Annotated in this window: 21 protein-coding genes; 9 read left to right on the top strand and 12 right to left on the bottom strand. The window is 33.5% G+C overall.

Features of this window, described 5'->3' with window-relative positions; translation table 11 throughout:
• Nucleotides 1-106: 106 nt before the first annotated feature.
• Nucleotides 107-2,524 (bottom strand): S9 family peptidase, encoded by a 2,418-nt coding sequence (locus tag ACYSNX_RS01945; protein ID WP_461753010.1) that lies wholly within the window; start codon nt 2,522-2,524, stop codon nt 107-109.
• A 141-nt stretch (nt 2,525-2,665) separates the two neighbouring features.
• On the opposite strand from ACYSNX_RS01945, the gene ACYSNX_RS01940 reads away from it, so the two are divergent.
• The gene (locus tag ACYSNX_RS01940) at nt 2,666-3,670 is read left to right on the top strand and encodes a 3-oxoacyl-ACP synthase III family protein (RefSeq protein WP_461753009.1); all 1,005 of its coding nucleotides are present in this window, start codon (nt 2,666-2,668) and stop codon (nt 3,668-3,670) included.
• A 37-nt stretch (nt 3,671-3,707) separates the two neighbouring features.
• Complete coding sequence (locus ACYSNX_RS01935; RefSeq protein ID WP_461753008.1) at nt 3,708-4,379, top strand: sterol desaturase family protein; 672 nt, start codon at nt 3,708-3,710, stop codon at nt 4,377-4,379.
• Nucleotides 4,380-4,482: 103 nt separating this feature from the next.
• On the opposite strand, the gene ACYSNX_RS01930 is transcribed toward ACYSNX_RS01935, so the two are convergent.
• The 4 genes from ACYSNX_RS01930 to ACYSNX_RS01915 all read right to left on the bottom strand — a co-directional run bounded on the left by ACYSNX_RS01930 (nt 4,483) and on the right by ACYSNX_RS01915 (nt 8,819).
• Nucleotides 4,483-4,857, bottom strand: a complete 375-nt coding sequence (locus ACYSNX_RS01930) for a hypothetical protein (RefSeq protein ID WP_461753007.1) — start codon at nt 4,855-4,857, stop codon at nt 4,483-4,485.
• Between the two features lie 10 nt (nt 4,858-4,867).
• Nucleotides 4,868-5,176: a hypothetical protein gene (locus tag ACYSNX_RS01925; RefSeq protein ID WP_461753006.1), complete on the bottom strand. Its 309-nt coding sequence runs from the start codon at nt 5,174-5,176 to the stop codon at nt 4,868-4,870.
• A 142-nt stretch (nt 5,177-5,318) separates the two neighbouring features.
• Entirely contained in the window at nt 5,319-6,338 is a 1,020-nt protein-coding gene (locus ACYSNX_RS01920) for an endonuclease I family protein (RefSeq protein WP_461753005.1), read from the bottom strand.
• 102 nt (nt 6,339-6,440) lie between these two features.
• A complete protein-coding gene (locus tag ACYSNX_RS01915) occupies nt 6,441-8,819 on the bottom strand; it encodes a TonB-dependent receptor domain-containing protein (protein ID WP_461753004.1) in 2,379 nt (792 codons plus the stop codon).
• 215 nt (nt 8,820-9,034) lie between these two features.
• On the opposite strand from ACYSNX_RS01915, the gene ACYSNX_RS01910 reads away from it, so the two are divergent.
• Nucleotides 9,035-10,096 carry a sensor histidine kinase gene (locus ACYSNX_RS01910; protein WP_461753003.1) on the top strand — a complete coding sequence of 354 codons (1,062 nt, stop codon included), beginning with the start codon at nt 9,035-9,037 and terminating at the stop codon, nt 10,094-10,096.
• Nucleotides 10,093-10,842, top strand: coding sequence for a LytR/AlgR family response regulator transcription factor (locus ACYSNX_RS01905; protein WP_461753002.1), 750 nt, complete (start codon nt 10,093-10,095; stop codon nt 10,840-10,842). The genes ACYSNX_RS01910 and ACYSNX_RS01905 overlap by 4 nt, the downstream gene beginning before the upstream one ends.
• An 82-nt stretch (nt 10,843-10,924) precedes the next feature.
• Here the strand turns inward: ACYSNX_RS01905 and ACYSNX_RS01900 are convergent, their stop codons facing one another.
• From ACYSNX_RS01900 to ACYSNX_RS01880, 5 genes are all read right to left on the bottom strand, one after another.
• Complete coding sequence (locus ACYSNX_RS01900; protein WP_461753001.1) at nt 10,925-11,839, bottom strand: endonuclease I family protein; 915 nt, start codon at nt 11,837-11,839, stop codon at nt 10,925-10,927.
• A gap of 53 nt (nt 11,840-11,892) precedes the next feature.
• On the bottom strand, nt 11,893-13,110 hold the full coding sequence (locus ACYSNX_RS01895; RefSeq protein ID WP_461753000.1) for an RsmB/NOP family class I SAM-dependent RNA methyltransferase: 1,218 nt from the start codon (nt 13,108-13,110) through the stop codon (nt 11,893-11,895).
• A 100-nt stretch (nt 13,111-13,210) separates the two neighbouring features.
• Nucleotides 13,211-13,642, bottom strand: coding sequence for a hypothetical protein (locus tag ACYSNX_RS01890; protein WP_461752999.1), 432 nt, complete (start codon nt 13,640-13,642; stop codon nt 13,211-13,213).
• Nucleotides 13,643-13,644: 2 nt separating this feature from the next.
• On the bottom strand, nt 13,645-14,061 hold the full coding sequence (locus ACYSNX_RS01885; RefSeq protein WP_461752998.1) for a hypothetical protein: 417 nt from the start codon (nt 14,059-14,061) through the stop codon (nt 13,645-13,647).
• A 51-nt stretch (nt 14,062-14,112) separates the two neighbouring features.
• The gene (locus tag ACYSNX_RS01880; RefSeq protein ID WP_461752997.1) at nt 14,113-14,658 is read right to left on the bottom strand and encodes an RNA polymerase sigma factor; all 546 of its coding nucleotides are present in this window, start codon (nt 14,656-14,658) and stop codon (nt 14,113-14,115) included.
• 103 nt (nt 14,659-14,761) lie between these two features.
• Between ACYSNX_RS01880 and ACYSNX_RS01875 the strand changes: the two genes are divergently transcribed.
• Nucleotides 14,762-15,418, top strand: coding sequence for an HAD family hydrolase (locus ACYSNX_RS01875; RefSeq protein ID WP_461752996.1), 657 nt, complete (start codon nt 14,762-14,764; stop codon nt 15,416-15,418).
• 207 nt (nt 15,419-15,625) lie between these two features.
• The gene (locus tag ACYSNX_RS01870) at nt 15,626-16,141 is read left to right on the top strand and encodes an HhH-GDP family DNA glycosylase (RefSeq protein WP_461752995.1); all 516 of its coding nucleotides are present in this window, start codon (nt 15,626-15,628) and stop codon (nt 16,139-16,141) included.
• Between the two features lie 122 nt (nt 16,142-16,263).
• Here the strand turns inward: ACYSNX_RS01870 and ACYSNX_RS01865 are convergent, their stop codons facing one another.
• Nucleotides 16,264-16,728, bottom strand: a complete 465-nt coding sequence (locus ACYSNX_RS01865) for a GNAT family N-acetyltransferase (RefSeq protein WP_461752994.1) — start codon at nt 16,726-16,728, stop codon at nt 16,264-16,266.
• 252 nt (nt 16,729-16,980) lie between these two features.
• On the bottom strand, nt 16,981-18,573 hold the full coding sequence (locus ACYSNX_RS01860) for a peptide chain release factor 3 (RefSeq protein WP_461752993.1): 1,593 nt from the start codon (nt 18,571-18,573) through the stop codon (nt 16,981-16,983).
• A 260-nt stretch (nt 18,574-18,833) separates the two neighbouring features.
• Here ACYSNX_RS01860 and ACYSNX_RS01855 point away from each other — a divergent pair, with 260 nt between their 5' ends.
• From ACYSNX_RS01855 to ACYSNX_RS01845, 3 genes are all read left to right on the top strand, one after another.
• Nucleotides 18,834-19,700, top strand: coding sequence for a hypothetical protein (locus ACYSNX_RS01855; RefSeq protein ID WP_461752992.1), 867 nt, complete (start codon nt 18,834-18,836; stop codon nt 19,698-19,700).
• Entirely contained in the window at nt 19,687-21,066 is a 1,380-nt protein-coding gene (locus ACYSNX_RS01850) for a peptidylprolyl isomerase (protein ID WP_461752991.1), read from the top strand. Before ACYSNX_RS01855 ends, ACYSNX_RS01850 begins: the two co-directional genes overlap by 14 nt.
• 516 nt (nt 21,067-21,582) lie before the next feature.
• Nucleotides 21,583-24,348, top strand: a complete 2,766-nt coding sequence (locus tag ACYSNX_RS01845) for a bifunctional aconitate hydratase 2/2-methylisocitrate dehydratase (RefSeq protein WP_461752990.1) — start codon at nt 21,583-21,585, stop codon at nt 24,346-24,348.
• Nucleotides 24,349-24,543 lie beyond the last annotated feature (195 nt).

The raw sequence follows: 24,543 nt of genomic DNA, 5'->3' as shown, positions 1-24,543 counted from the left end.
AAATAATTGAATTATACTAAGTAAATCACGATATTTATTAAGTAAAAAAGGGGCTGTCTTCAATTGTGAGACAACCCCTTTTTATTTATAAAACTAATAAGTTGTATTACTTTTTATTTTTAAGGTGTTTTTCTAAGAACTGATCTTGCTCCCATAAAGTGTGCATGATGTTTTCTTTAGCAACATATCCATGGCTTTCTTTTGGTAGGATAACCATTCTAACTGGAGCTCCTAATCCTTTTAAAGCTTGGAAATAACGCTCTGTTTGAAGAGTGAATGTTCCAGAGTTGTTATCTGCCTCTCCGTGGATTAATAACATTGGAGTTTTCATCTTCTCTGCATTCATAAATGGAGACATATCGGTATACACCTCAGGTGCTTCCCAATAGTTTCTTTGCTCTAATTGGAATCCAAAAGGAGTAAGAGTTCTATTATAAGCCCCACTACGCGCGATTCCTACAGCGAATAAATCAGAATGTGTAAGTAAGTTAGCTGTCATAAATGCTCCATAAGAGTGACCTCCAACTCCAACTCTTGAACGATCAATGTATCCAAGGTTGTCTACTGCATCAATAGCCGCTTTACCATTGGCAACCAATTGCTCAACGAAAGTATCGTTTGGCTCTTGTGTACCTTCTCCAACAATTGGGAAAGAAGCATCATCTAATACTGCATATCCTTTATTTACCCAGTAGATAAATGAACCATAGCTAGGGAAGGTAAAAGCATTAGAGTTATTAGTTACTTGTGAAGCACTATTTCTATCTTTAAATTCTCTTGGGTAAGCCCAGATTAATAACGGTAGTTTTTCTGTTTTATTTTCTTTGTCATATCCCTTAGGAAGGTATAATGTTCCAGAAAGTGGAAGACCATCTTCTCTTTGGTAAGTAATGATTTCTTTGTGTACTCCTTCTAAAGCCTTGAATGGATTTTGGAAGTGAGTAATTGGTGTTAAGCTATTTTTCTTATTAATATTTAATAAATAATAGTTAGGATATTCTGTAGGACTTTGGATTGAAACTAGCACTAGTCCTTTTTTAATATCTTCTATACTTTGGATATTCTCTGCTTTATCGGTATAAGTAGACTGATAAATTCTTTTTGTTTTTAAAGTCTTTGTATTGAACTGATCAATAAAAGGGAATTGTCCTTTTGGAGTGAAACCACTTCCAATTAAGTAAAGGTTGTCATTGTTAATAAGTAAAACATTTCTACCAAATTGGTTTCTAGTAAATTCAAAATTTCCTGGATCACTATAGGCATCTTGTGAGTTTCTATCCTCGATTAAAACACCTGAGTCTTCTTTAGTAGGGTCAAATAAGAAAGCTTTGATATTACGAGTGTCAAACCACTGCTCATATACTACTGCTAAGTGCTCATTCCCCCAGCCAATTCCTGAGAAACGTTGTTTTAATTTAATTAAAGGTTGTGGATTTTGGTTAAATGGTGCATCCCAAGAAAACAGTTGGTCTCTATATTCTACCTCGATATTTGGATCTCCTTGATCTAATGCCTCTACGTAGTATAAAGTAGCTGCTTTGTCTGCTCTCCAGTTCATGCTTCTTTTTCCTTCTCTAACAGCCATAAAACCTTTTGGAGAAATTTCATTCAGCTCCAATTGGTTTACTACCTTAATTAAGTTCCCATCTAAGTCATAAACTGAACTTTGCATTGGGAAACGGTTTAATGGTACTAGGTAAGAGAATGGTTTTTGTAATACACTAACTAAAACATATTGTCCATCAGGGGAGAAACTTTGATTTAAGTATAAATCTCCTTTTTTAAACAAAGTGCTATTACCTTGCATATCTACTGTGTGAAGTTCAGAGGTAACTAAGGTTTCAAAGTTAGCTTCATCTGCTTTGTTTTTAAGTAAGTCTTGGTAAGTTCTATTAGAAGAAACTACTCCCTCACTTACAGAAACGATTGGTCCCGCAGGTATATTTTTACTTGTATCAATTAATGGTTTTCTATTAGAAGGAATAACATTAACTAAGATTCTTTTATTGTCATTATACCAAGAAATTGGATTTCCTAAGTTGGCATTTAATGTAGCATCGGTTAATTGGGTTGCAATGGCTGTTTTTACATCTACTACCCACAATTGCGTTCCGTTAGCTACAGAGTTTGTAAAGGCAATTTTACTTTGATCAGGAGACCATGTGATATTGCTAATACGAGCGTTAGCAGGTAAGTTTTTTACTTGAACCTCTACTGTAGAGCCAATTTGCCCTATTTTAAGGTTAGTTACAAATGTAGTTGTGCTAGAAATGTTTGCATCTACATTGATTCGAAGTCCAGCTAATTTGATTTCATTTAAATTCAGGTCTTCCAAAGTTTTGTAAGTATCGCGATAAGATAGCAACATATATTGCATGTCTTTATCTATAGAAACAGCTGGGGCTCTTTGGAATTCTGCTAATTCTAAAATCTCAGATGATGGCATCTGGTAGGTAACATTTTCTTGTGCGTACATGGCGCTTACTAGGAATAAGGATAAAATTGTTGTTCTAATTATTTTCATTAACAATAGGTTTGGTTAGTGGCACGAATATAGATTAAATATTTGAAATCTACCTGCTTATAAGCCTAATTAATCCCTAAATAGGGCCACCTTGATTGAATTATTGTTATTTTTGTTAGGTAATTAAATCAAATTCAACCAATGTATAGATCTAAAATAACAGGATTGGGTTACTATGTTCCAGATAATATAGTTACCAATGATGATTTATCCAAGATTATGGATACCAACGATCAGTGGATTAGAGAAAGAACTGGTATACAAGAAAGAAGACATGTTTCTTTACCAGAGGACAGTACCTCTAGAATGGGAGTGAAAGCTTCAAGAATTGCGATGGAGCGTGCAGGTGTAGAACCTAAAGACATTGATTTTGTGGTTTTTGCTACATTAAGTCCAGATTATTATTTTCCTGGACCCGGAGTTACTCTACAAAAAGAATTGGGATTAGATACTGTAGGTGCATTAGATATTAGAGCCCAGTGCTCAGGATTCGTTTATGCTTTATCCGTAGCAGATCAATATATTAAAACAGGGATGTACAAAAACATCTTAGTAGTAGGTGCTGAAGTACAATCTAAAGGATTAGATTTTACCACTAGAGGAAGAGCTGTCTCTGTTATTTTCGGAGATGGTGCTGGTGCTGCAGTTTTATCGCGCAGTGAAGATCAAAGTGGAATTTTATCTACCCATCTTCACTCAGAGGGGCAATATGCCGAGGAACTTGCCTTAATTGCTCCTGGTATGGGAGGTAGATGGGTTAGTGATATTCTAGCCGAAAATGATCCTTTAGATGAGAGTTATTTCCCACATATGAATGGTCAATTTGTTTTTAAAAATGCAGTAGTTCGCTTTAGTGAGGTAATCAAAGAAGGATTAAAAGCAAACAACTTAGAGGTAAAGGATATTGACATGCTTATTCCTCATCAAGCTAATTTGAGAATCTCTCAGTTTATTCAGCAAAAGTTTGAATTAAGAGATGATCAGATATTTAATAATATTCAGTATTTTGGAAACACAACTGCTGCCTCTATTCCAATTGCCTTAACTCAAGCCTTTGAACAAGGTAAGATTCAAAAAGGAGATATCGTAGTTTTAGCTGCTTTTGGAAGTGGATTTACATGGGGAAGTGTTGTTTTAGAATGGTAAAAAACATATATTAGCTTAAAGTTAAGTTAATGTTTGTATGAAATTCGAAAAAATTAACAATAAGGGGCAAGCTAGATTATTTGAGAATCCTTATTTAGAGATGCTAACAAAGGGGAATCCTTTGGTTATTTGGGGAATGTATATTCCACTGCTTTCATATATATTATATGTAGGATACTCTACCTATTATCTAAGTGGTTTAGCTTTGGTAATATTGTTTTTTTCAGGAGTTCTTTTTTGGACGTTTTTTGAATACTTAGCCCATAGGTATTTGTTTCATATGGTAAGTGAAAACAAAAGTTTAGCTCGAGTAGCTTATATTTTTCATGGTAATCACCATCACTATCCAAGGGACAAACAAAGGCTTTTTATGCCGCCAGTACCAAGTATATTGTTGGCAGGGATTATTTTTGGTATACAATATCTAATTCTAGGGGAATACACATTTGGATTCTTTCCTGGCTTTATGATTGGGTATTTACTATATGCTTCTATGCATTATGCTATACATGCATTTGCCCCACCATTTAAGTTTATGAAGCCTTTGTGGAGAAATCACCATCTTCATCATTATAAGGATGAGGAATTAGGATTTGGGGTAAGTAACACTTTTTGGGATAGAGTCTTTGGAACGATGTTTGACTTAAACAAAGAAAAAGAAGACAAGGAAAAAGTGAAAGAACTAATGTTTGAGAAAAAACAAAAGTAGATTAGATCTTTTAAGATTATAGAAAAATAAATATCGCTTAATACAATTTAGGAAAAATACATAGGTATGGCTTTGTCTTTATTAAAGATAAGGCCATATTTTTTTAGTAGCGTTTATTGATAAAATAATAAACAAGTCCTCCAAAAAAATAAAGAGCTACATCTATAGGGTCTTGAGTGTATCTAGAGGTAACCTTTGGAAGGTAAAATTCAAAATACACACTATAGAAACTAGCTACTAATAAAACTAAGTAGATAGGTAAAGTAAGTAAGGGATCCCTTTTTATTTTTCTAACAATAAATAAACTTATACTTAAAATAATAGGTAGGGTTAAAAAGTCATTCACATAATTATTGATCCAAGGATAAAGTGGTAGACCTGTTCTTTGACAAATGTAAATACTAGTTGCGATAAAGACACATAAGGCCCAAAGAAGCTGTTTAAAGGATATATTTAGCAAAGACTTATCTTGATTCATAAAATGGTTTTTAAGCTAGTATCATGGAGATTATATAGGCAAAAATAGCCCCAATTGTCATTACAACAACATATACTCCCTTTACTATACCAACTACACCTCTTACAAGAATATTGGAGTGGTTCTCTAGGGCTTGAATCTTTTTTTCAATTTTAGTAGGTGGGCGATTAATTTCCTCTTGAATTCTTTTCTCTACCACCTTTTTTTGAGTAAGTTCTCTTTTGAGTTGAATGTTTATTATTTCATTGCAATTCGAACAGTAATCTTGGTTTACATTTTCCGTTTTACAATTTTGACAAATAATATAATGTTTAGACATCTTAAAAGATTTGATTAAATTTAATTTTGCAAAGATGCGTATATTAATAGGTTAAAAAAAATGCTTTGAAAAACATCGAATTCTTAACTTATTTCTCAGTAATAAAATGCAATGACATAAAAAACAGGCATAGATAGCCTTACTATTGTTCACTCTCTATTTTTTCCCATAAACTTGGGGCAATTAATTCAGAGTTTATTTGTTCTCCCCAGATTAAATTGGCTAAATGAGGATTGTCAATAAAGGGATTTCTATTGCCTTGGGCATAGGTGTTTTGTTTATTACCATGATAAAGGTTTCTTTGTAGCTCAATAATAGAAGGCGGGTCTTGTGCATTCCATTTTAAAAGTAATTGCACCATATCTCTTTGACCTGTTAAAGGGTCTACAAGTAAAGGTAAACTAGCAATATTGGTTGGTAAACATTGCTGATCATATCTAAGGTACATATATAAAAGCATACGGGCAACATCTCCTTTCCACTCATCTCCAGGATACCACATACCATTTGCTAAAGCCCTAGAGTTACCCTTAGCATCTCCAAATTTCTTATTTCCTCTTTCTTCATTTATCAGTCCATTGATTGGGCGTAAGTTATGGGCATCATTACCTGCTACATAAGCAATAGTGAGATCCATGGTAGAGTTACTTGTTTGCAAGGTTGGATTAGCTCTACTTTTGGCATATACGTGTTCTCTTTCCCATTTTTTCCAACGCTCATTGGCAGTAGTATACCTTTGATCCTTTGGAAAGGAGCGAAGTTCCGAAATGGTTTTCTCCTGTCCTTTTGGCCACCCATAAATAAGTAAAACATTATCCGGATTATCTGGATCTTGGTCGGTTATTTTACTAGCCTCCCATATACCTGGTGTATAAGAAAGGGGTGTTTGGGTTTTAGTTACTAATTCGCGTAACGCACTTTGTAGAGCAACTCCTCTTAGGGTAAAATCTATTTGTTTATAGTAGGCCTTTTGATCTTGTTCTATTGGAATATAATCGGCATTATTTTCTCCAGGTTTTTCTGGAGGAAGAACAGGATCTGTAGGAGGCTCAGGTTTTTCTACCGGTGGGGTAGTCTCCACTAAGGTATCGTCCGAAGAGGAACAACCATGGATAGATAATATAAAAACACTAAGAAGTGGTAAGAGTATTTTTCTGAACATAAAGCCGATAGTTTAAAGTGGGAATTGTTAATTCTGCTGCTAAGTTATTAAGTATTTAGTAGTTAAAAAAAACAATTCCACTTTTTTGACCTATTTTAAGTTCTATTTTCTATTGAGTTCTTGTTCTACTCTAGAGGTAGATCTACTATTTTTAAGGCCTTTGTCGATGGTGTAAATTACATTAAAACTAAGTGCTCTGCTATCCCAATAATTGAAAAAAAGCAAGGGGACTCCATTGCTTTGTCCATAGTTTCTTGGCATACTCTTGAAAATATCCGTAGCTCTTAAAGTAATATGAAGTTTGTTTTTTAAGAGCTTTAAACTCCAGTTCATATCTAAGTTAGAATAGGGGGACTCATGGGAATTTTGGTAAACACTTTTAAAGTAGTAAGTATACGTAAAAGAGAAGGCTAAGGTTTTATTCGAGTTTAAATTAAAGGAGTTTGAACTAGAGGCATAGGCACTCCATCCCTTGGTATCTGGATCTGTTTTTTGTATAATTTGCGTCTTATTATAGCTAAAGCTCAGCTCATTAGAGGTGTGCCAAAAGGGTAAGGGCTGTAAAGCATAGTTTTGAATAAGGCCAATTTGTTGGGTGTTTAAATAATTCATCCATATAAAGTTGTTTTCATTGGTATCTGGGTTTATTTGGGGCACTTGAGTAAATAGATTTTTATACTTATTGTAAAATAAAGTGGCATTATAATTGGAAATCACACTATTAATAGCAATACTTTGGGTTTTAACAGGAGTTAAAAATGGATTGCCCTCATTATAGGAATAATAGGTGTTATACACTCTTGAAGGATTAAGGCTCTCAAAGCTTGGACGTTGTAAACTTCTATCATAGGAGATGCTCCACTGGTTGTTGCTCTTATCTTTATAGGAAAAGAATAAAGAAGGTAGGTAGTGAAAAAAGGATTGTTTTAGCGGTGTTTGCTGGGTTAGTAATAAGGAATTAGTTTGCATAGCCTCTAGTCTAAGGCCTACTTTGAAGTAGAGACCTTGTGTTAATTCTCTGGCCATCGAACCATAAATACTTTGATTATTCTCCTTATAAATATAGTTGTCATTAATTAGTTTTATTGGTAGATTTTCTAAAGTATAATCTTCTAGGATGCCATTTAGTTTATTCGTGCTTTTAGAATGCCATAAACGACCGCCAAAAGAAAGGGAGTTTTTACCAAAAATAAGATCTGTGTCTACTTTAAATACAATGCTGTTAACTTTGTTTTTGTTATAGCTACTACTTTGCATTAAAAGTTCCTGGTATGGGGGATTGGGGAAATTCACATAACTATCTGTGGAGTTATTCTCTGGACTATTGTTGGTGATTTGGCTTAAATCTACCGATAATTTACTACCCAAGGTATCTATAGTGTAAGTAGTATATAGACTAAAGATGTTTTGTCTATAATTCTGCTTTGTCGCCCCTGGGCCTGTGAGTGTTTTTATAAGGTTTTTATCTTGTATTACTTTTGTGTTTTCGTTAGTAATACCTTTGTAATTGTAGGAATTATTACTATACTGTAATCCCACCTCCCATAAAGAACTTAGTTGCATAGAAGAGAAAATGCGAAAATTGTAGAATAAATTTTTAGCGTTGGTTTTACTTCTTGACTCCCAGGTTTGCAGAGGATAAAAAATATCGTTATTCCATTGTCTTAAAAACCTTCTATCTCCTAGATTGCCTTGAGCTTGTAAATGGAAATTATCTTTGTTCAAATTTAAAGAAGCGTTATAACTTTGAGAGGACTTTTCGGATCTTCTATAATTACCACGAAAACTGGCATAATAGGTTTGTTTAAGTGGTTTTTTAGTAATTATATTCACCACTGCTACATTACCACTAGCTTGGTACTTAGTCCCAGGGGAGCGCAGAAGCTCAATGGATTTGATATCTGAGGCGCTTGTGTTTTGAAGGTATTGGTTTAGTTGTTCCTGGCTTAAGTAGGTCTGTTTGCCATCGATAAGTAAGATTATACCACTTTTACCACTAAGGTGTAGTTCTTGGTTTTTTATAGTAAATCCAGGTAATAACTCCATAGCCTCCATGGTATTTAAATTTATAGCAAGGGGATTGTTTTGCACATTATAAATGACCTTGTCTTTGCTGTGTTGTAGAATTTTTTCTTTAGTTGTAATAGTGATGTTTTCTAATTGGGTATCTAGTGAGTTATCGGTATCTAGGAAGATCTTACCTAGATCCAAATCATTGTTTAAAAGAATGTTTTTTTGCCAAAATAAATTATTCTGTTCGATCAATAACAGGTATTCTCCCTTTTCTAGGGCTTTGTGAAATCTTCCGTCTTGTTCAATTTTGGTTGGATAGGTTATAAGATTGGAAGTATTGATAATTTCTAAGGTGTAATTTGTACCTTGTCGCTGAAGGTTTACAAAGTTTCCCTTTACTACTACTTCTTGGGCTGAGAGTAAGAAGCTACTTAGTAATAATACAATAGTAAAAATAATATTTCGCATGATGTTTTTTTCAAAAATGATTATTCTACTACTGGTTTATTCTGCTTTTTCGACCAAAGGCCTCTTTTATGCGTCATCTTAAAGTAACAATGTACTTTATGCTTTAAAGTGGTAAATTGGGCTTTAGTCGTAGTTTATTTATAGTTGGTCGAAAAATAGGCAGTAAAATAGGTTGTTCTAGTTTATATTTGAGATATAAATATTATTAATTAGATATGGCAAAGTCTACCATAATTTGGATTCATAGTGTGTTTTGGATTCTTTTTATTTTAAATGCAGGGTTAGTAGCGACCTCTAATAGTACTTTTGACTTGGAGTTTGATTGGACACTAAAAAAACAGGATGATCTGGGGTCAGTATTCTATTTTCGTTGGTATGAAGTTTTTTTTACATTAATTTGCATGATTAGCTTCTATATTAATTATTTTTTTGTCATCCCTAAATTTTTCTATTCCAAAAATATTGGGCGTATTTTATTAGGGGTATTATGTGCCTTTGCTAGTTTTATCATTGTTCGCTTTATAGTGGAAGAGCTTCTACTTTTATGGTTTATAGGTGTAACAAATTATAATAAAGGTGTTGGTTCTTTATTTTATATCTATGACAATTTATATTACGGTAGCTATTCTGTTTTCTGTTGTATTATAATGTGGCTTTATGTGCATTATATGCAAGTTCAAAAGGATTACATTCAAGCTTTAGAGAATAAAAATAAAGCAGAAATGAGCTTCTTACGATCTCAGATTAACCCTCATTTTATGTTTAATACATTAAATAATATCTACTCTTTAGTATATCAAAAGAAAGATACAGCTTTAGATGCTATAGAGCAGCTTAGTGAATTAATGCGTTATGTTACCTATTATTCCCATAAGGAGCAAATCGCATTAGAGAAGGAAATAGCCTATATTCAAAGTTATATGGAATTGGAGGAGCTCAGATTTGCTAGGAAAAGTAATGTAGTATTTACTACAGATATTTGCGATGGCTCGGTTTTAGTATGTCCGCTTTTATTTATTCCTTTTGTCGAAAATATTTATAAACACGCACTCTTAGATGATACTAACTTTACTACGATAATCTATTTAAAACAGAGTTCAGAAAAGATTGTTTTTAAAGTAGAGAATCACTTTATTGAAAAGCAAAAGGATCGCCAAGGTGCAGTAGGGATAGAGAATGTAAAAAAGAGATTAGCTCTTTTTTATCCAAGTAAACACTCTATCTTTATCCTTAAGGATAAAGATAAGTATACATGTGAAATGCAAATTAATCTATGAAGAAGTTAACCTGTTATATTTTAGAAGATGAGCCACAGGCTATTTCTCTTTTAGAACAATATATATTGAAAATACCTGCCCTAGAGCTTATAGGTTCAAGTACTAGCGCTTTACAAGGGGTTGTTTTTTTACAAGACAATCCAGTAGATCTTGTTTTTATTGATATTCAGATGCCTGACTTAACAGGGATTCAAGTGATGAGTATACTAGGGAGTAATCAGAAATATATTATAACCTCTGCCTATAGTGAGTATGCTTTAGAAGGCTATAAGCACAACGTGTTAGATTATCTATTAAAGCCTATTAGCTTTAATCGTTTTTTTTCCAGTTATACTAAAGTGAAAAACTTATTGGAAAGTTTTATAGTTCCAAAAGATCTAAAAGAACTTTATAGGAAAAGCTCAAGAGAACAAACCTTAGAAAGGCAAGAAGATTTTTTGTTTATTAAAACAGATTTAAAGTGGGTGAAGATTGCTCTTTCAGATATTTTATTTGTACAAGGACTAAAGGATTATTTGCAAATTCACTTAGAAAATGAAAAACTAATTAGCCTTGGGACCATGCAAGGATTACTAGATAAGTTAAAGGGAGACAACTTTATGCGCATTCATAAATCCTATATTATAAACTTAGCAAGGATCGATAGCATAGAGAGAAATCGTTTGTTTATACAGCAGCATATTATCCCTATTGGTTCTACTTATCAAGGGGAGTTTCAACAGTGGTTTGAAGGCAATAGGTGTTAAGTAGACTATTAGGTAGGTATATAAAATAATAAAGTCCGTCTTTTTTAAGACGGACTTTATTATATAATTAATTGACTCTAGTTTAGTTCCAAAGATTTTCTGCCTTTGGTCCACCCCAAATTTGGGTAGCTAAATTAGGATTGTCAATAAATGGGTTTCTGTTCCCTTGAGCAAATTCATTCTCTAAATTTCCTAAGTAGTCGTTTCTTTGTACTTCTACTTGGGATACTGGATCTTCTGCATTCCACTCTAAAAGGATGTTAACCATATTTGGATCCATTTCATTTGTTTGTCCAATAGCAACTCCTGTAGGCAAGCATTGGTCTTGGTAGCGAACATACATGTACATCATCATTCTAGCTACATCCCCTTTCCACTCATCTCCAGGGTACCATCCGTTTTCTACTTTACCAGAGAATCCCTCTCCATCAATGAACATTAAATTTCCACGAGCTGCATTCCATTGTACATCACTTGCTCTTAAGTTATGTGCATCTGTTCCTGCATCTGGGGATTTATTACTTCCAATTAATCTTGGAGTAGCCAGCGATTTTGCATAAACGTGCTCTCTATTCCAGTCCCCTTTGTTACCACTATTTTTGTTTTTTCCTCTTGTATAAGCTTGTTGACCCGTAGTCACACCTTTGTGTCCATAAAGTAAATAAACCTCATTTCCCTCTGGGGTTAAGTCGGTATTTTTAATATGGTCCCACATATAGTTAAGTTCTCTAGTGTGAGTATCTTTAGTTAAAAGGTGTAATTCTGTAAATAACTCTTCTCCTTTTTTTGAAAAATCTACTGATTGGTAGTATTCCTTTAAATCTGCAGGAATAAGGTAAGTAGAATCATTCGGTTCACTAGGCTCATTCGGTTCACTAGGCTCATTCGGTTCACTAGGTTTTTCAATACCATCTAAATGTCCTTGGTCGCTACTAGAGCAAGAAAAAGCGCTAAAGCTTAAAGCTAAAGCCAATACGATAAAAGAGATTTTTTTCATTTTAAAAATCTAGGGGTAATTTTAATAGGTTAGTATTTGTTTAAAAAGAAAAACTATTTGTTTTTTCTGTGCAATAAAGCCATATAGAATCCATCAAAACCAGATTGGTGAGAAAGAATTTTGTGGTCTTCCACAAATTCGAAATCTTTTCCAGCTTCGCTTTGTAAGAACTTTTGGATTTGATCCTGGTTCTCTGATGGTAAGATAGAACAAGTAGCATAAACAAGTTTTCCTCCAGGTTTTAAGATTTTAGAATAATCTTGTAATACCTGTTGTTGAACTTGGCGGATGTTTTCTACAAATTCTGGTTGTAATTTCCATTTACTGTCTGGGTTTCTTTTTAGAACACCAAGTCCACTACATGGAGCATCAATTAGAACACGGTCTGCTTTTTCGTGTAATTTTTTAATAGTTTTTGTTCCCTCAATAATACGGTATTCGATATTGAAAGCAGCATTTCTTTTTGCACGAATTTTTAATTGCTTTTGTTTACTTTCGTAAATATCCATAGCAATAATTTGTCCTTTATTTTGCATTAAAGAAGCTAGGTGAAGCGTTTTTCCTCCTGCACCAGCACAAGTATCTACTACGCGCATACCTGGTTGTACATCTAAAAGCGGTGCAACAAGCTGAGAAGAAGCATCCTGTACTTCAAAAAGTCCTTCTTTAAAAGCATCCGTTAAAAATACGTTTGCTCTTTCCTTTAAAATTAATGCATCAGGGTAATCTTGTGGTAGAATAGTTTCAATATCCAAGTCCATTAAGATTGCATGTAGTTTCTCTCTTGTTGTTTTAAGGGTGTTTACACGCAAAATAACCTGTGCAGGTTGATTTTGAGCAGCAATTTCCTTACTCCAAGTTTCTTCTCCTAATTCTTTTACTCCTAATTCATCAATCCAATCAGGAATAGCTTCTTTGAACTTTCTAGTTTTAGTAAGTTCATCAAAGCGTCCTTTGATACGACGAGCTGGAGTATTTTCAAAATACTTCCAATCTGGAAGAGTAATTCCTCTTAAAACAGCCCATACTGCGAATATGCGCCAAATATCATCTCTAGTATATGGTTCTTTTACCTCGGCGATTTCCGCGTACAGTCTTTTCCATCTAACAATCTCGTAAATTGTTTCTGCAACGAATTTACGGTCGGTAGATCCCCATCGTTTATCTTTTTTCAAAGCTCTAGCAACCATTTTATCTGCATATTCTCCTTCATTGAAGATTGCCATTAAAGAGTCGATTACTGTAAATACAAGGTTTCTGTGTAGTCTCATTATTATAATGTATTTTATAAAAATAGCCCACAAAGATACGTTTTTGCGGGCTATTAACTATTAATATTAAGTTATTTTATAGGGTATCTCTACTTTAAAATTACTTATTTTCTCTATACTTTTTGAGTAAACTACGATTAAAATCATCTTCTGCCTTTTTTAAGGTCAAAATCTTCTTATTGGAAATCACTTTTTGGGCATCTTTAATGAATTGTTTTCTAGTGGTAAAATAATCACTATCAAAGTTTAAAAGCTCATTTACTTTAGTTGTTGCCTGACTTTGGGACAAATCTTCAATAGCTGATATATCCGAGTCTTTTATAAAACGCACAATATCATTGTGACGTAATTCATGCATTTTTTTATCGTAATTGGTGTAGATAGGCCAAAATTTCTCTGCTTCCTCAGGTGTTAGATCCAAAACAGAGCTTAAATGGGCAATTTTCAAGGAGCGAATCTGATCCGCTTTGTTTTGCCCTATAAGTTGGAAAGAGCCTAAAAAGACGATTATAAGGAGGATAATTTTATTCATTGTTAATCAATTAAGTAATACTCAAGGTCTAAATTTGTTAGTACGTAGTCATTTAATTCCTGATTGTTAATGCGGATATTTTTTTCTAATTCTAAAATATCTTCTTGATCGAAGGAATTAATAAATTCGGTAGATAATCCAAGGTGAGTATCATACTGAATATAGTCTTGTAATTCATCATTGCTAAAAGCATTCTTAGAATTATTTAGCTGGATGATTTGCAGTGCCAAAACAAGCATTATACTTGCTGCAATGCCCATGTAATAGTATTTTCTTTTAGTTTTAAGCTTTACTATTGCGGGTTTTTGGACATTTTGGTCTTGTTCAATTTTATTTAGCAGTCTTTTTGAAAAGTCATCAAAGTACTCTTGTGATGGCATTTTAAAAGGCTGGTTGTTGTTAAAAGGATCTTTTTCCATAGGTAATGTATTATAACCTTTTCTTGTTAGACTATTATTTTATCTAAAGGTTTAATGGTCTTTTAAAAAATGTTCTATTTTTTTTACAGCGTGGTGGTAAGAGGCCTTTAAGGCGCCAACACTAGTTTGTAATATATCGGACATAGATTGATAATCCATGTCTTGAAAATATTTCATTTTAAAGACCAGTTGTTGTTTTTCCGGAAGTGCATTTACTGCTTTTTGCAAGAGAATACTGGCATTAGAGTAATCAAAATACTCATCTTGCTGTAAGTCTTGTAGGATAATTTCGTTGATTTCTTGGTTAGATATTTTATTCTTTTTGGCTTTGGCCTTTAAAAAGTCTAGACTCTGGTTTGTGGCTATGCGATACATCCACGAGAATAACTGGCTTTCTCCTTTAAAGGAATCTATATTTTGGTAGATTTTGATAAAGGTCTCCTGTAGTACATCGTCGGTATCCTCGTGATTTAAGACAATAGTTCGAATATGTAAGTACAATCTTTTTTGATAAAGCTCTACTAACTGGGCAAATGCAGTATGCTTTGTCAAGGGGTCTTGCAGTTGTTTAAGTAAAGTATCGTGGCTATTGTTCAAAAATACAGGGTATAAGAATAGTTATTCATGTAAAAATGTAAAAATAGATAAACAGATGGATATTTAGCTATAGGATGCTTACTTTTGTAAAAAAAAAATTAAAATGATACGTACAGTTATTTTTGATATGGATGGTGTTATTGTAGATACAGAGCCTGTTCATCATTATGCCTACCACCAACACTTTGAAGAATTAGGGATTGATATGACTCCACAGATGTATAATTCTTTTACTGGAGGATCAACAAAGAATACTTACGATAAAATTAAACAAGTTTTCCCTATAGCTATAGATACAAGTGAACTTGTGTTGCGTAAAAGAGCTATTTTTAATGATGCTTTTGATACTAAACCAGATTTAGAATTAATCCAAGGAGTAGAGAAGTTAATCCACGATTTACATGCTCAAGGTTTAGAATTAATTGTTGCTTCCTCTGCCTCAAAGAGTACTATTAACCGAGTTTTTAAGCGTTTTAACCTATACCCTTATTTTACTCATATTGTAAGTGGGGAGGATTTTGAGAAAAGTAAGCCAAATCCAGCTATTTTTGTGCATGCTGCTAGCTTGGCAAAATGCAGTGAGCATAAAGAGTGTATTGTAATTGAAGACAGTACTAACGGTATTAAAGCAGCAAACGCTGCGGGAATAAAAGTAGTAGGGTATAAGAGTATAAATTCTAAAGACCAGGATTATTCTACGGCGGATTTTATAGTGGAGTGCTTCACTCATATTGACGTTGGTTACATACAAGGTTTGTAATACGAGGGCAAGGTTTTTCTATGGTCCTTTTCTCTGGAATTTTAGTAGATAAAAGTATAATAATCCAAAAGTCTATACCTTTTTAAAGACATAGGCTAGGGTAAGTGCCTTAGGTTTAGTGTGCAAAGTAATTCAAAGCGCTTTTTGTTTTAAAAATGCGGCTTTTTTATTAACTTTGCTTTTTTATAACATTAGTAAAATACATAGATGTTTCACAGATATATTAAATTAGGTATCGCTGGAGTATTATTTGCTTTAGCTATTTGGCAGTTTGTTGAGAGTAATATAGGGAATGGAATTTTCCTTTTATTTTTAACGGCAATCGTTATCTTGTTATATTACAAGAATGAATTTATTTTATTGGCATTTTTAAAACTTAGAAAGCAAGATTTCGAAGGAGCAAAAAAATGGTTAATGAAAATTAAAGATCCAGAAACTGCACTTGTACGCAAACAAAACGGTTATTATAACTACTTGCTTGGTATTATGAGTTCTCAGACTAATTTAAATGCATCAGAGAAATACATGAAAAAAGCCGTTGAGTTAGGTCTTAATATGGACCAAGACTTGGCTATGGCTAAATTACAGTTAGCAGGTATTGCAATGACCAAACGCAGAAAGATTGAGGCAACTAAACTTTTATCTGAAGCTGTTAAATTAGACAAGCAAGGTATGTTAAAGGACCAGGTTAAAATGATGAAAGAGCAAATGAAAGGGATCTAATTCCTTTTTATAGAAATATTAAAAAAAGGGGTTGTCTCACAATTGAAGACAGCCCCTTTTTTTTTTACCTAACTAGAAGAGTAATTTACTACCTATTAATTGTCTATCTTATTACAATGTCTTTATAAGCAACACTCTAGAATTACCATATCTTTTAATTGTATCCCATTTTCTACAATCGGCTTATCATAGTTTTGGATAAAGAAATTTTTTCGTACACCACTTTTTACAAAGCCATTTTTTTGATAAAAGTTAATTTGTCGATTGGCAATATCCGGTGTGCCCACAATTAATTTTTCATATTTTCCCTTTAACAACTCTTTAATGAATTGCATGAAAACTGAGCCATATCCTTTGCCTTGAAACTTTGTATCTATAGCTATGTTTTTTAACTCCACTGTACTAGAATCTATTTTGTAAAGACAAAACACCCCTATGATTTGCCTTTGTTGTTTTCCAAGGTAGACTTTGGAGTCAAATACATATTTATCTATTGCCTGTTTTGTCTCATCTGCTAGTAACAAAAGGTTATAAGGAGTTGGGCTTTGATTGTCTAATAATTCAAATTCAATACTATTATCTAACATGATAAGGGGCTAAAAGGAATGTTTTCTATAAAACAAATATAACACAAAGCCAGGGAATGGATAAAGAAGTAAGGGGGTATTGTATAAAAAGAAAGATAACTTCAATGCAAGAGTTATCTACTTACTTTTGAATATTGTGTTGACTAAAATTTTCTAGTAACCTAAAAGGTTGCTAGGTGTTTGAATAAAATAAAAGCACCCTAAGTAAATATACTTAAGGTGCTTTTATATCTATTACTTATTACAAAAGTATTATTGTATTTTTTCTGAAGTAAAACGAAGTTTTACACTTGGGAATTTACTTTGTGTCATTTGGATAGAGAACTCACTATCGGCTAAGAATACTAATTGACCTGATTTATCATGAGCTAAGAATTTTTGCTTAATACGCTTGAATTCTTTGAACTCTTCATTCTTTGGATCATCAGGACTTACCCAACATGCCTTATAAGCAGGGAAGTTTTCATAGATACACTTTGCTCCATATTCATGCTCTAAACGGTATTGAATTACTTCGTATTGAAGAGCACCAACTGTTCCAATAACTTTACGTCCGTTCATCTCAAGGGTGAATAACTGAGCAACTCCTTCGTCCATTAACTGATCGATTCCTTTTTCTAATTGCTTAGATTTCATTGGATCGGCATTGTTAATATAACGGAAGTGTTCTGGAGAGAAGTTAGGAATACCTTTAAAACTCATGATTTCTCCTTCGGTTAGGGTATCTCCAATCTTGAAGTTACCAGTATCGTGTAAACCTACGATATCTCCTGCGAAAGAAATATCTACAATTTCCTTTTTCTCTGCAAAGAAAGCATTAGGAGAAGAGAATTTTAGTTTCTTTCCTTGTCTAACGTGTAAATAAGGTTTGTTTCTTTCAAAGGTTCCAGAGACAATTTTCACAAAAGCCAAGCGGTCTCTGTGCTTTGGATCCATGTTAGCGTGGATTTTAAATACAAAACCTGAGAAAGAATCTTCTCTTGGCTCAACTACTCTTGTGGTAGATTCTTTTGCAGTAGGAGAAGGTGCAATTTCAATGAAACAATCCAAAAGCTCTCTTACTCCGAAGTTATTTAAAGCAGAACCAAAAAATACAGGTTGTAGTAACCCATCTTTGTATTCTTGAGCATTAAATTCAGGATAGATACCCTCTACAATTTCCAAGTCTTCTTTTAAAGTATTTGCACTTTTATCTCCAACAAGGGAATTTAATTCTGTAGAGTAGATGTCTTTAATGGAGATAACATCATCAATGTTTTTACGACTATCATCGCTAAAAAGGTTGATGTTCTTTTCCCATATATTATAGATTCCCTTAAAATCAGCTCCCATTCCAATTGGGAAGCTAAGTGGGGTTACTTTTAATTGTAGTTTTTGCTCTACTTCATCCATTAAGTCAAAAGCATCACGACCTTCTCTATCTAATTTATTGATAAAGACAATCATAGGGATGTTTCTCATTCTACAAACTTCAACTAATTTCTCGGTTTGTTCCTCTACTCCTTTAGCCACGTCAATTACTACAATAACACTATCTACGGCAGTTAATGTTCTAAAAGTATCTTCAGCAAAATCCTTGTGTCCGGGTGTATCTAAAATGTTTATTTTTTTATCTTTATAATTAAAGGCTAAAACAGAGGTAGCAACTGAAATCCCTCTTTGGCGTTCAATTTCCATAAAGTCAGAAGTAGCTCCTTTTTTTATTTTATTGTTCTTCACTGCTCCAGCCTCTTGAATAGCTCCACCAAAAAGAAGTAACTTCTCTGTCAAAGTTGTTTTACCAGCATCCGGGTGCGCAATTACCCCAAATGTCCTTCTGCGATCGATTTCCTTTAAAAAACTCATTATTAAAAATTTTAGTCTACAAAAGTAGCTATATTTCCTTGAAATAGGTAGTTTTTATTTTATAAGGATTTTGTAAAACTAAATACAACGGGGTTTTGGGTGGTTTTTAAAACTAAATAATATATTAAAATGTTAGGTTTTCCAGCTCTAAACCACTTATTTTGAAATTAGCATTACATATTAATAGTAACATTAGAGTATTTGACTATTTTTGTAGATGCATTAAAATCAATCTACCTGACTTAAAACGCATATAAAGGATGAAAAAAACAAATTATTGGATAGGCAGTGTTTTTCTAATAGCGATGGCTTTTTTACAGTCCTGTACTACTCCTAATACGACCCAGCAAGGCCAAGATGCTTTAGCAAGGGTAGGGGACAAGTATTTACCCAAAGAATCCTTGGATGTTTTTGGACAAAATTTGCAAGGTTCCAAAGATAGTATAGTAGTGGTTAATCGTTTTATTGAAAAATGGGCTACCAAAGAGTTATTATCTAATGTAGCGGAGTTTAACCTATCTCCAGTAGAACAGGAGCAAATACATATTTTGGTAGATAACTATGCTAAGGATCTAAAGATTAAAGCCTATTTGGAAAATATGGTACAAAGTAAAATCGATACCCTTGTTGTAGAAAGCGATTTAGAGAGCTATTACAAAGAGTTCCAAAAGACTTTGACGGTAGAGGATATGTTAGTGCAATTGGCCTATGTGAACGTTTTAAAGGACAATGCAAATTATGCCAGTATTAAAAAGAAGTTCAATAGTTCAAAAACAAATGAGTTTGCCTCTTTATCAGAGCAAACCCTTCAGATGAAATCCTATGGATTAAATGACTCGGTTTGGGTAGATGTAAAATACTTATACCAAAAATTACCTTTTCTGGATCCTCAGAATAAAAGTAGTTACTTAAAAAATAATACAATTTTTGAGGTAGATGATCAAAATAGTACTTATTTTGTCAAGGTAAAAGAAGTGAAAAATAAAGGAGATCAAATTCCTTATGATTATATAAAGAATTCTTTGCGTTTACTGGTTTTAAATCAGCGCAAGGTTTCTTTGTTAAAGCAAATACAAGAAGATATTTTAAATGATGCAAAAAACAATAAAAAGTATGAAGTTTTTTAAAGCCACCACGTGGATAGTTTGTGCAATGGCCTTGTCTTTTATTGGCCTATCACATGGTCAAAATGCCCCTCAAGGCAAAAGAAAGATTGATGGAGTTGTTGGTGTAGTTGGTAAGTATATTATTTTAGATTCAGAAATAGATAAAACTTTACTAGAGTTAAAAGCTCAAAATGCCCCAGTAGATTACCTTTCTCGTTGTGAGATTTTTGAGCGTCTTTTAGAAGATAAATTATTTGCTCACCAAGCTGTTCAAGATAGTTTAGATGTGCCAGATAGTGAAGTTACTTCTTTTATGTCCGAGCAAATTAACCGTATGATCGAAGGAGTTGGTTCTATGGATAAGATTTTAGCTTTTTATAATAAATCAAGTGAAGAGGAATTCCGTTCTTATTTCTTTGATATTGTAAAGCAAAATAAGTTAACTGAAAATATGCAACAGCATATTGTGAAAAAAGTAACCATTACTCCAGAGGAAGTAAGACAGTTCTTTTTAAGCATTCCAGAGGACAAAGTTCCTATGGTAGGAGATGAGGTAGAGATTGCTCAAATTGTTGTTAAACCAGAGGTAAGTAAAGAACAAAAGCAAAAGGTAATCGATCGTCTTAATGAAATGAGAGACGATGTATTAAACAATGGAGCTAGTTTCTTTAGTAAAGCGGTACTATTTAGTGAGGATCCAGGTTCTTCATCTAATGGTGGGTTTTATTCTATTACTAAAAAAGACCCTTTTGCAAAAGAGTTTAAAGAGGTTGCTTTTAGTTTAGCTGAAGGAGAAATTTCTGCACCTTTTGAGACAGAATTCGGTTACCATATTATCTATCTAGAAAAAATTAGAGGACAACATTTAGATGTTCGCCATGTGTTAATTGCACCTGTAGCTACAGATCAAGCCTTAGAGGAGGCTAAACAAAAACTTGCTGGTATTCGCGAGAAGATAGTTAACAAAGAAATTACTTTTGAGGAAGCAGCTGCATCTTCTTCGGATGATAAGGATACCCGTTTAAACGGAGGTATAATGAAAGAGCCAATGACAATGGAAACTCGTTTTGAGTTAAACAACATGGAGGATCGTGAATTATACCAATTAGTAGCTGGTTTAAACCAAGGAGAGGTATCTCCTGTAACAATGAGTTTTGATCCAAGAATGAATCAAAAATCTTTCAAAATTGTAACAGTGAATAAAAAGTATGCAGAGCATAAAGTAGACTTTGTAAACGATTATACTAAGGTTCGTACCATGGCTTTAAACAAAAAACAAGCCGAGGAAGTACAAAAATGGGTAGCTAAGACCTTAAAAGATGTACATATCAATATTCAAGGTGAATTTAGAGATTGCGAATTCCGTAATAATTGGATGAAAAAATAAGAATATTATAATCCATATAATCAAAAATGACATTTTAGTAATTATCTAAAATGTCATTTTTTTATTAAAACAAGTCTAAAGTTTATAAAATGGTATTTTAAGCATTAAATTTTAAATGAAATCAAAAAAATGGACTCAAAACATTAAACACATTGAATTTTTATCATCAAAATAGAATCTTTATAAATAATAATTCTCTGAATTGTAGCTTTAAGTAAAAATTTTTGAATATGAATTACTTTGATTAAATTTGCGTTGATTAAAAATAGGGAATCCTAAGGCTACCTTGTTTTTACCCTGTGTTTACCTGGTAGGTGATTGGGGTAATTACTCTTTGTTTAGGCAGAGAAAATTACCTTGAAGCTTTCTTTTTTTAACATAGTTTGGTAGAGGGAAAGTTTGGCATTTGAGGATTTGCTGAAAAGTAAAATGTATAATTTTTAAGAGGTTGATTGGCAATAAAAGGTTCGGATCTTTAAACACCAGTTAACTTCTTGTATTCAAAAGATAATAATTATGAGCCTTTATAGGGATTACATCAACGAAATTGAAGAAAGAAAAAAAACAGGATTAAATCCTAAGCCAATTGACACCGCTGAGTTATTAAGCGAGATTATTGAGCAAATTAGAGATATCAATCACGCAGATCGTGAGGAATCTTTACGTTTATTTATCTATAATGTTTTACCAGGTACTACAAGTGCTGCTGGAGCAAAAGCAAGCTTTTTAAAAGAAATCATTTTAGGTCAAGTAAAAGTAGAGGAAATTACGCCTGACTTTGCATTTGAGTTATTGTCACATATGAAAGGTGGACCTTCTATCGAGGTTTTATTAGACCTTGCATTAGGAAATGACATTGCTATTGCGGAGAAGGCAGCTAAAGTACTTAAAACACAAGTATTCTTATACGATGCAGATACAGACCGTTTAAAAGAAGCTTTTGAAAAAGGGAATGTAATTGCTAAGGATATTATTGAGAGCTATGCTAAAGCAGAATTCTTTACAGAATTACCAGATGTAGCAGAAAAAATCCAAGTAGTTACTTTTATCGCTGGAGAAGGGGATATTTCAACCGATTTATTATCTCCAGGAAATCAAGCTCACTCTCGTTCGGATCGTGAATTACACGGACAGTGTATGATTACTCCTGAGGCGCAAAAACAAATTAGAGCTCTACAGGCTTTACATCCAGATAAAAGTGTAATGTTAATTGCAGAAAAAGGAACAATGGGTGTTGGTTCTTCTAGAATGTCAGGAGTGAATAACGTAGCTCTTTGGACTGGAAAACAAGCTAGCCCTTATGTGCCATTTGTAAACATTGCTCCAATTGTTGGAGGAACAAACGGGATCTCTCCTATTTTCTTAACAACAGTTGATGTTACTGGTGGTATTGGTTTAGACCTTAAAAACTGGGTAAAGAAAACAGATGCTAATGGAGAAGTACTTAGAAATGAGAAAGACGAGCCTATTTTAGAGCAAGTTTACTCTGTAGAAACAGGTACTGTTTTAACTATTGATACAAAGACAAAAAAATTATATAATCAAGATACTGAGTTAATCGATATCTCTAAGGCTTTAACTCCTCAGAAAATGGAGTTTATCAAAGCAGGAGGATCTTACGCTATTGTATTTGGTAAGAAGTTACAAACATTCGCTGCAAAATTATTAGGAATTACTCCACCGCTTGTTTATGCTCCATCGAAAGAGATTTCTGTAGAAGGACAAGGATTAACTGCTGTGGAAAAAATCTTCAATAAAAATGCTGTTGGAGTTACTCCAGGTAAAGTATTACACGCTGGATCGGATGTTAGAGTAGAGGTTAATATTGTAGGATCTCAAGATACTACAGGATTAATGACAGCTCAGGAATTAGAAGCTATGGCTGCAACTGTAATTTCACCAATTGTAGATGGTGCTTACCAATCAGGATGTCACACTGCATCGGTTTGGGATAAAAAAGCCCAAGCAAATATTCCTAAGTTAATGCGCTTTATGAATGACTTCGGTTTGATTACTGCTCGTGACCCTAAAGGAGAATACCACTCAATGACTGACGTTATTCATAAAGTATTAAACGATATTACTGTGGATGAATGGGCGATAATCATTGGAGGTGACTCTCACACTAGAATGAGTAAAGGAGTTGCTTTTGGAGCCGATTCAGGTACAGTAGCTTTGGCTTTAGCAACAGGAGAGGCTTCTATGCCAATTCCAGAGTCTGTAAAAGTTACTTTCAAAGGAAGTATGAAAGAACACATGGATTTCCGTGATGTGGTACATGCTACACAATCTCAGATGTTACAACAATTTAATGGAGAAAACGTTTTCCAAGGTAGAATCATCGAGGTACATATTGGAACTTTATTAGCTGACCAAGCCTTTACATTTACAGACTGGACTGCAGAAATGAAAGCAAAAGCTTCTATCTGTATTTCTCAAGACGATACTTTAGTGGAATCTTTGGAAATTGCTAAAGGTCGTATCCAAATCATGATTGATAAAGGAATGGATAATGATAAAGCAGTATTACAAGGTTTAATCAATAAAGCAAACAAGCGTATTAAAGAAATTAAATCAGGAGAAAAACCTGCTTTAACGCCAGATGAAAATGCTAAATATTATGCTGAGGTAGTAATTGACTTAGATATTATTGATGAGCCAATGATTGCTGACCCAGATGTAAATAATGAAGACGTATCTAAGCGTTACACGCACGATACTATTAGAGAGCTTTCTTTCTACCAAGGAGATAAAAAAGTAGACTTAGGATTTGTTGGATCTTGTATGGTACACAAAGACGATTTAAAAATTGTTTCTCAAATGCTTAAGAATATTGAGGCTCAAAAAGGAACAGTTACTTTTAATGCACCTTTAGTGGTTGCAGCTCCAACTTACAATATTATTGATGAGTTAAAAGAAGAAGGAGACTGGGAGTTTTTACAAAAATACTCTGGTTTTGAGTTCAGCGATCTTTTACCTAAAACAAATACTCGTACAGAATATGAAAATATTATGTACTTAGAGCGCCCTGGTTGTAACCTTTGTATGGGTAACCAAGAGAAGGCTGCTAAAGGAGATACTGTAATGGCTACTTCTACTCGTTTATTCCAAGGACGTGTAGTGGAGGATTCAGAACGCAAAAAAGGAGAATCTTTACTTGCTTCTACTCCAGTGGTAGTTTTATCTGCTATCTTAGGTAGGATTCCAAATGTTCAAGAGTACAAAGATGCAGTAAAAGGAATTAATTTAACTAAATTTACTCCAATCTCTACTACAAAATAATAGACTTTTTCTTTGAGATAAAGCAGTTATATAACTTAAAGGTTGTCCAGAATTGGGCAGCCTTTTTTGTTTTGTATATGGGAGATTTTTTTAATACTTCTAAGAGGATTTAGGGGACTGTTTATGGTTTAGTAAAGAGATCAGTTTCTTGAACAGATAAAAGGGGGCTAAAGGTGTTTATTTACTTTGTAGGAG

It is taken from the genome of Myroides sp. LJL115 (assembly GCF_054871665.1).
Note: the sequence above shows the minus strand (reverse complement) of the source record. Positions and strands in the feature narration are given on the sequence as shown.

What these genes read in the sequence shown, in the direction of transcription:
- ACYSNX_RS01865 (WP_461752994.1), bottom strand. Translation starts at nt 16,728, where the DNA reads ATGTTAGATAATAGTATTGAATTTGAATTATTAGACAATCAAAGCCCA.
- ACYSNX_RS01870 (WP_461752995.1), top strand. Translation starts at nt 15,626, where the DNA reads ATGTTTCACAGATATATTAAATTAGGTATCGCTGGAGTATTATTTGCT.
- ACYSNX_RS01890 (WP_461752999.1), bottom strand. Translation starts at nt 13,642, where the DNA reads ATGAATAAAATTATCCTCCTTATAATCGTCTTTTTAGGCTCTTTCCAA.
- ACYSNX_RS01910 (WP_461753003.1), top strand. Translation starts at nt 9,035, where the DNA reads ATGGCAAAGTCTACCATAATTTGGATTCATAGTGTGTTTTGGATTCTT.
- ACYSNX_RS01920 (WP_461753005.1), bottom strand. Translation starts at nt 6,338, where the DNA reads ATGTTCAGAAAAATACTCTTACCACTTCTTAGTGTTTTTATATTATCT.
- ACYSNX_RS01930 (WP_461753007.1), bottom strand. Translation starts at nt 4,857, where the DNA reads ATGAATCAAGATAAGTCTTTGCTAAATATATCCTTTAAACAGCTTCTT.
- ACYSNX_RS01935 (WP_461753008.1), top strand. Translation starts at nt 3,708, where the DNA reads ATGAAATTCGAAAAAATTAACAATAAGGGGCAAGCTAGATTATTTGAG.
- ACYSNX_RS01875 (WP_461752996.1), top strand. Translation starts at nt 14,762, where the DNA reads ATGATACGTACAGTTATTTTTGATATGGATGGTGTTATTGTAGATACA.
- ACYSNX_RS01850 (WP_461752991.1), top strand. Translation starts at nt 19,687, where the DNA reads ATGAAGTTTTTTAAAGCCACCACGTGGATAGTTTGTGCAATGGCCTTG.
- ACYSNX_RS01845 (WP_461752990.1), top strand. Translation starts at nt 21,583, where the DNA reads ATGAGCCTTTATAGGGATTACATCAACGAAATTGAAGAAAGAAAAAAA.
- ACYSNX_RS01885 (WP_461752998.1), bottom strand. Translation starts at nt 14,061, where the DNA reads ATGGAAAAAGATCCTTTTAACAACAACCAGCCTTTTAAAATGCCATCA.
- ACYSNX_RS01895 (WP_461753000.1), bottom strand. Translation starts at nt 13,110, where the DNA reads ATGAGACTACACAGAAACCTTGTATTTACAGTAATCGACTCTTTAATG.
- ACYSNX_RS01915 (WP_461753004.1), bottom strand. Translation starts at nt 8,819, where the DNA reads ATGCGAAATATTATTTTTACTATTGTATTATTACTAAGTAGCTTCTTA.
- ACYSNX_RS01945 (WP_461753010.1), bottom strand. Translation starts at nt 2,524, where the DNA reads ATGAAAATAATTAGAACAACAATTTTATCCTTATTCCTAGTAAGCGCC.
- ACYSNX_RS01900 (WP_461753001.1), bottom strand. Translation starts at nt 11,839, where the DNA reads ATGAAAAAAATCTCTTTTATCGTATTGGCTTTAGCTTTAAGCTTTAGC.
- ACYSNX_RS01940 (WP_461753009.1), top strand. Translation starts at nt 2,666, where the DNA reads ATGTATAGATCTAAAATAACAGGATTGGGTTACTATGTTCCAGATAAT.
- ACYSNX_RS01925 (WP_461753006.1), bottom strand. Translation starts at nt 5,176, where the DNA reads ATGTCTAAACATTATATTATTTGTCAAAATTGTAAAACGGAAAATGTA.
- ACYSNX_RS01860 (WP_461752993.1), bottom strand. Translation starts at nt 18,573, where the DNA reads ATGAGTTTTTTAAAGGAAATCGATCGCAGAAGGACATTTGGGGTAATT.
- ACYSNX_RS01905 (WP_461753002.1), top strand. Translation starts at nt 10,093, where the DNA reads ATGAAGAAGTTAACCTGTTATATTTTAGAAGATGAGCCACAGGCTATT.
- ACYSNX_RS01855 (WP_461752992.1), top strand. Translation starts at nt 18,834, where the DNA reads ATGAAAAAAACAAATTATTGGATAGGCAGTGTTTTTCTAATAGCGATG.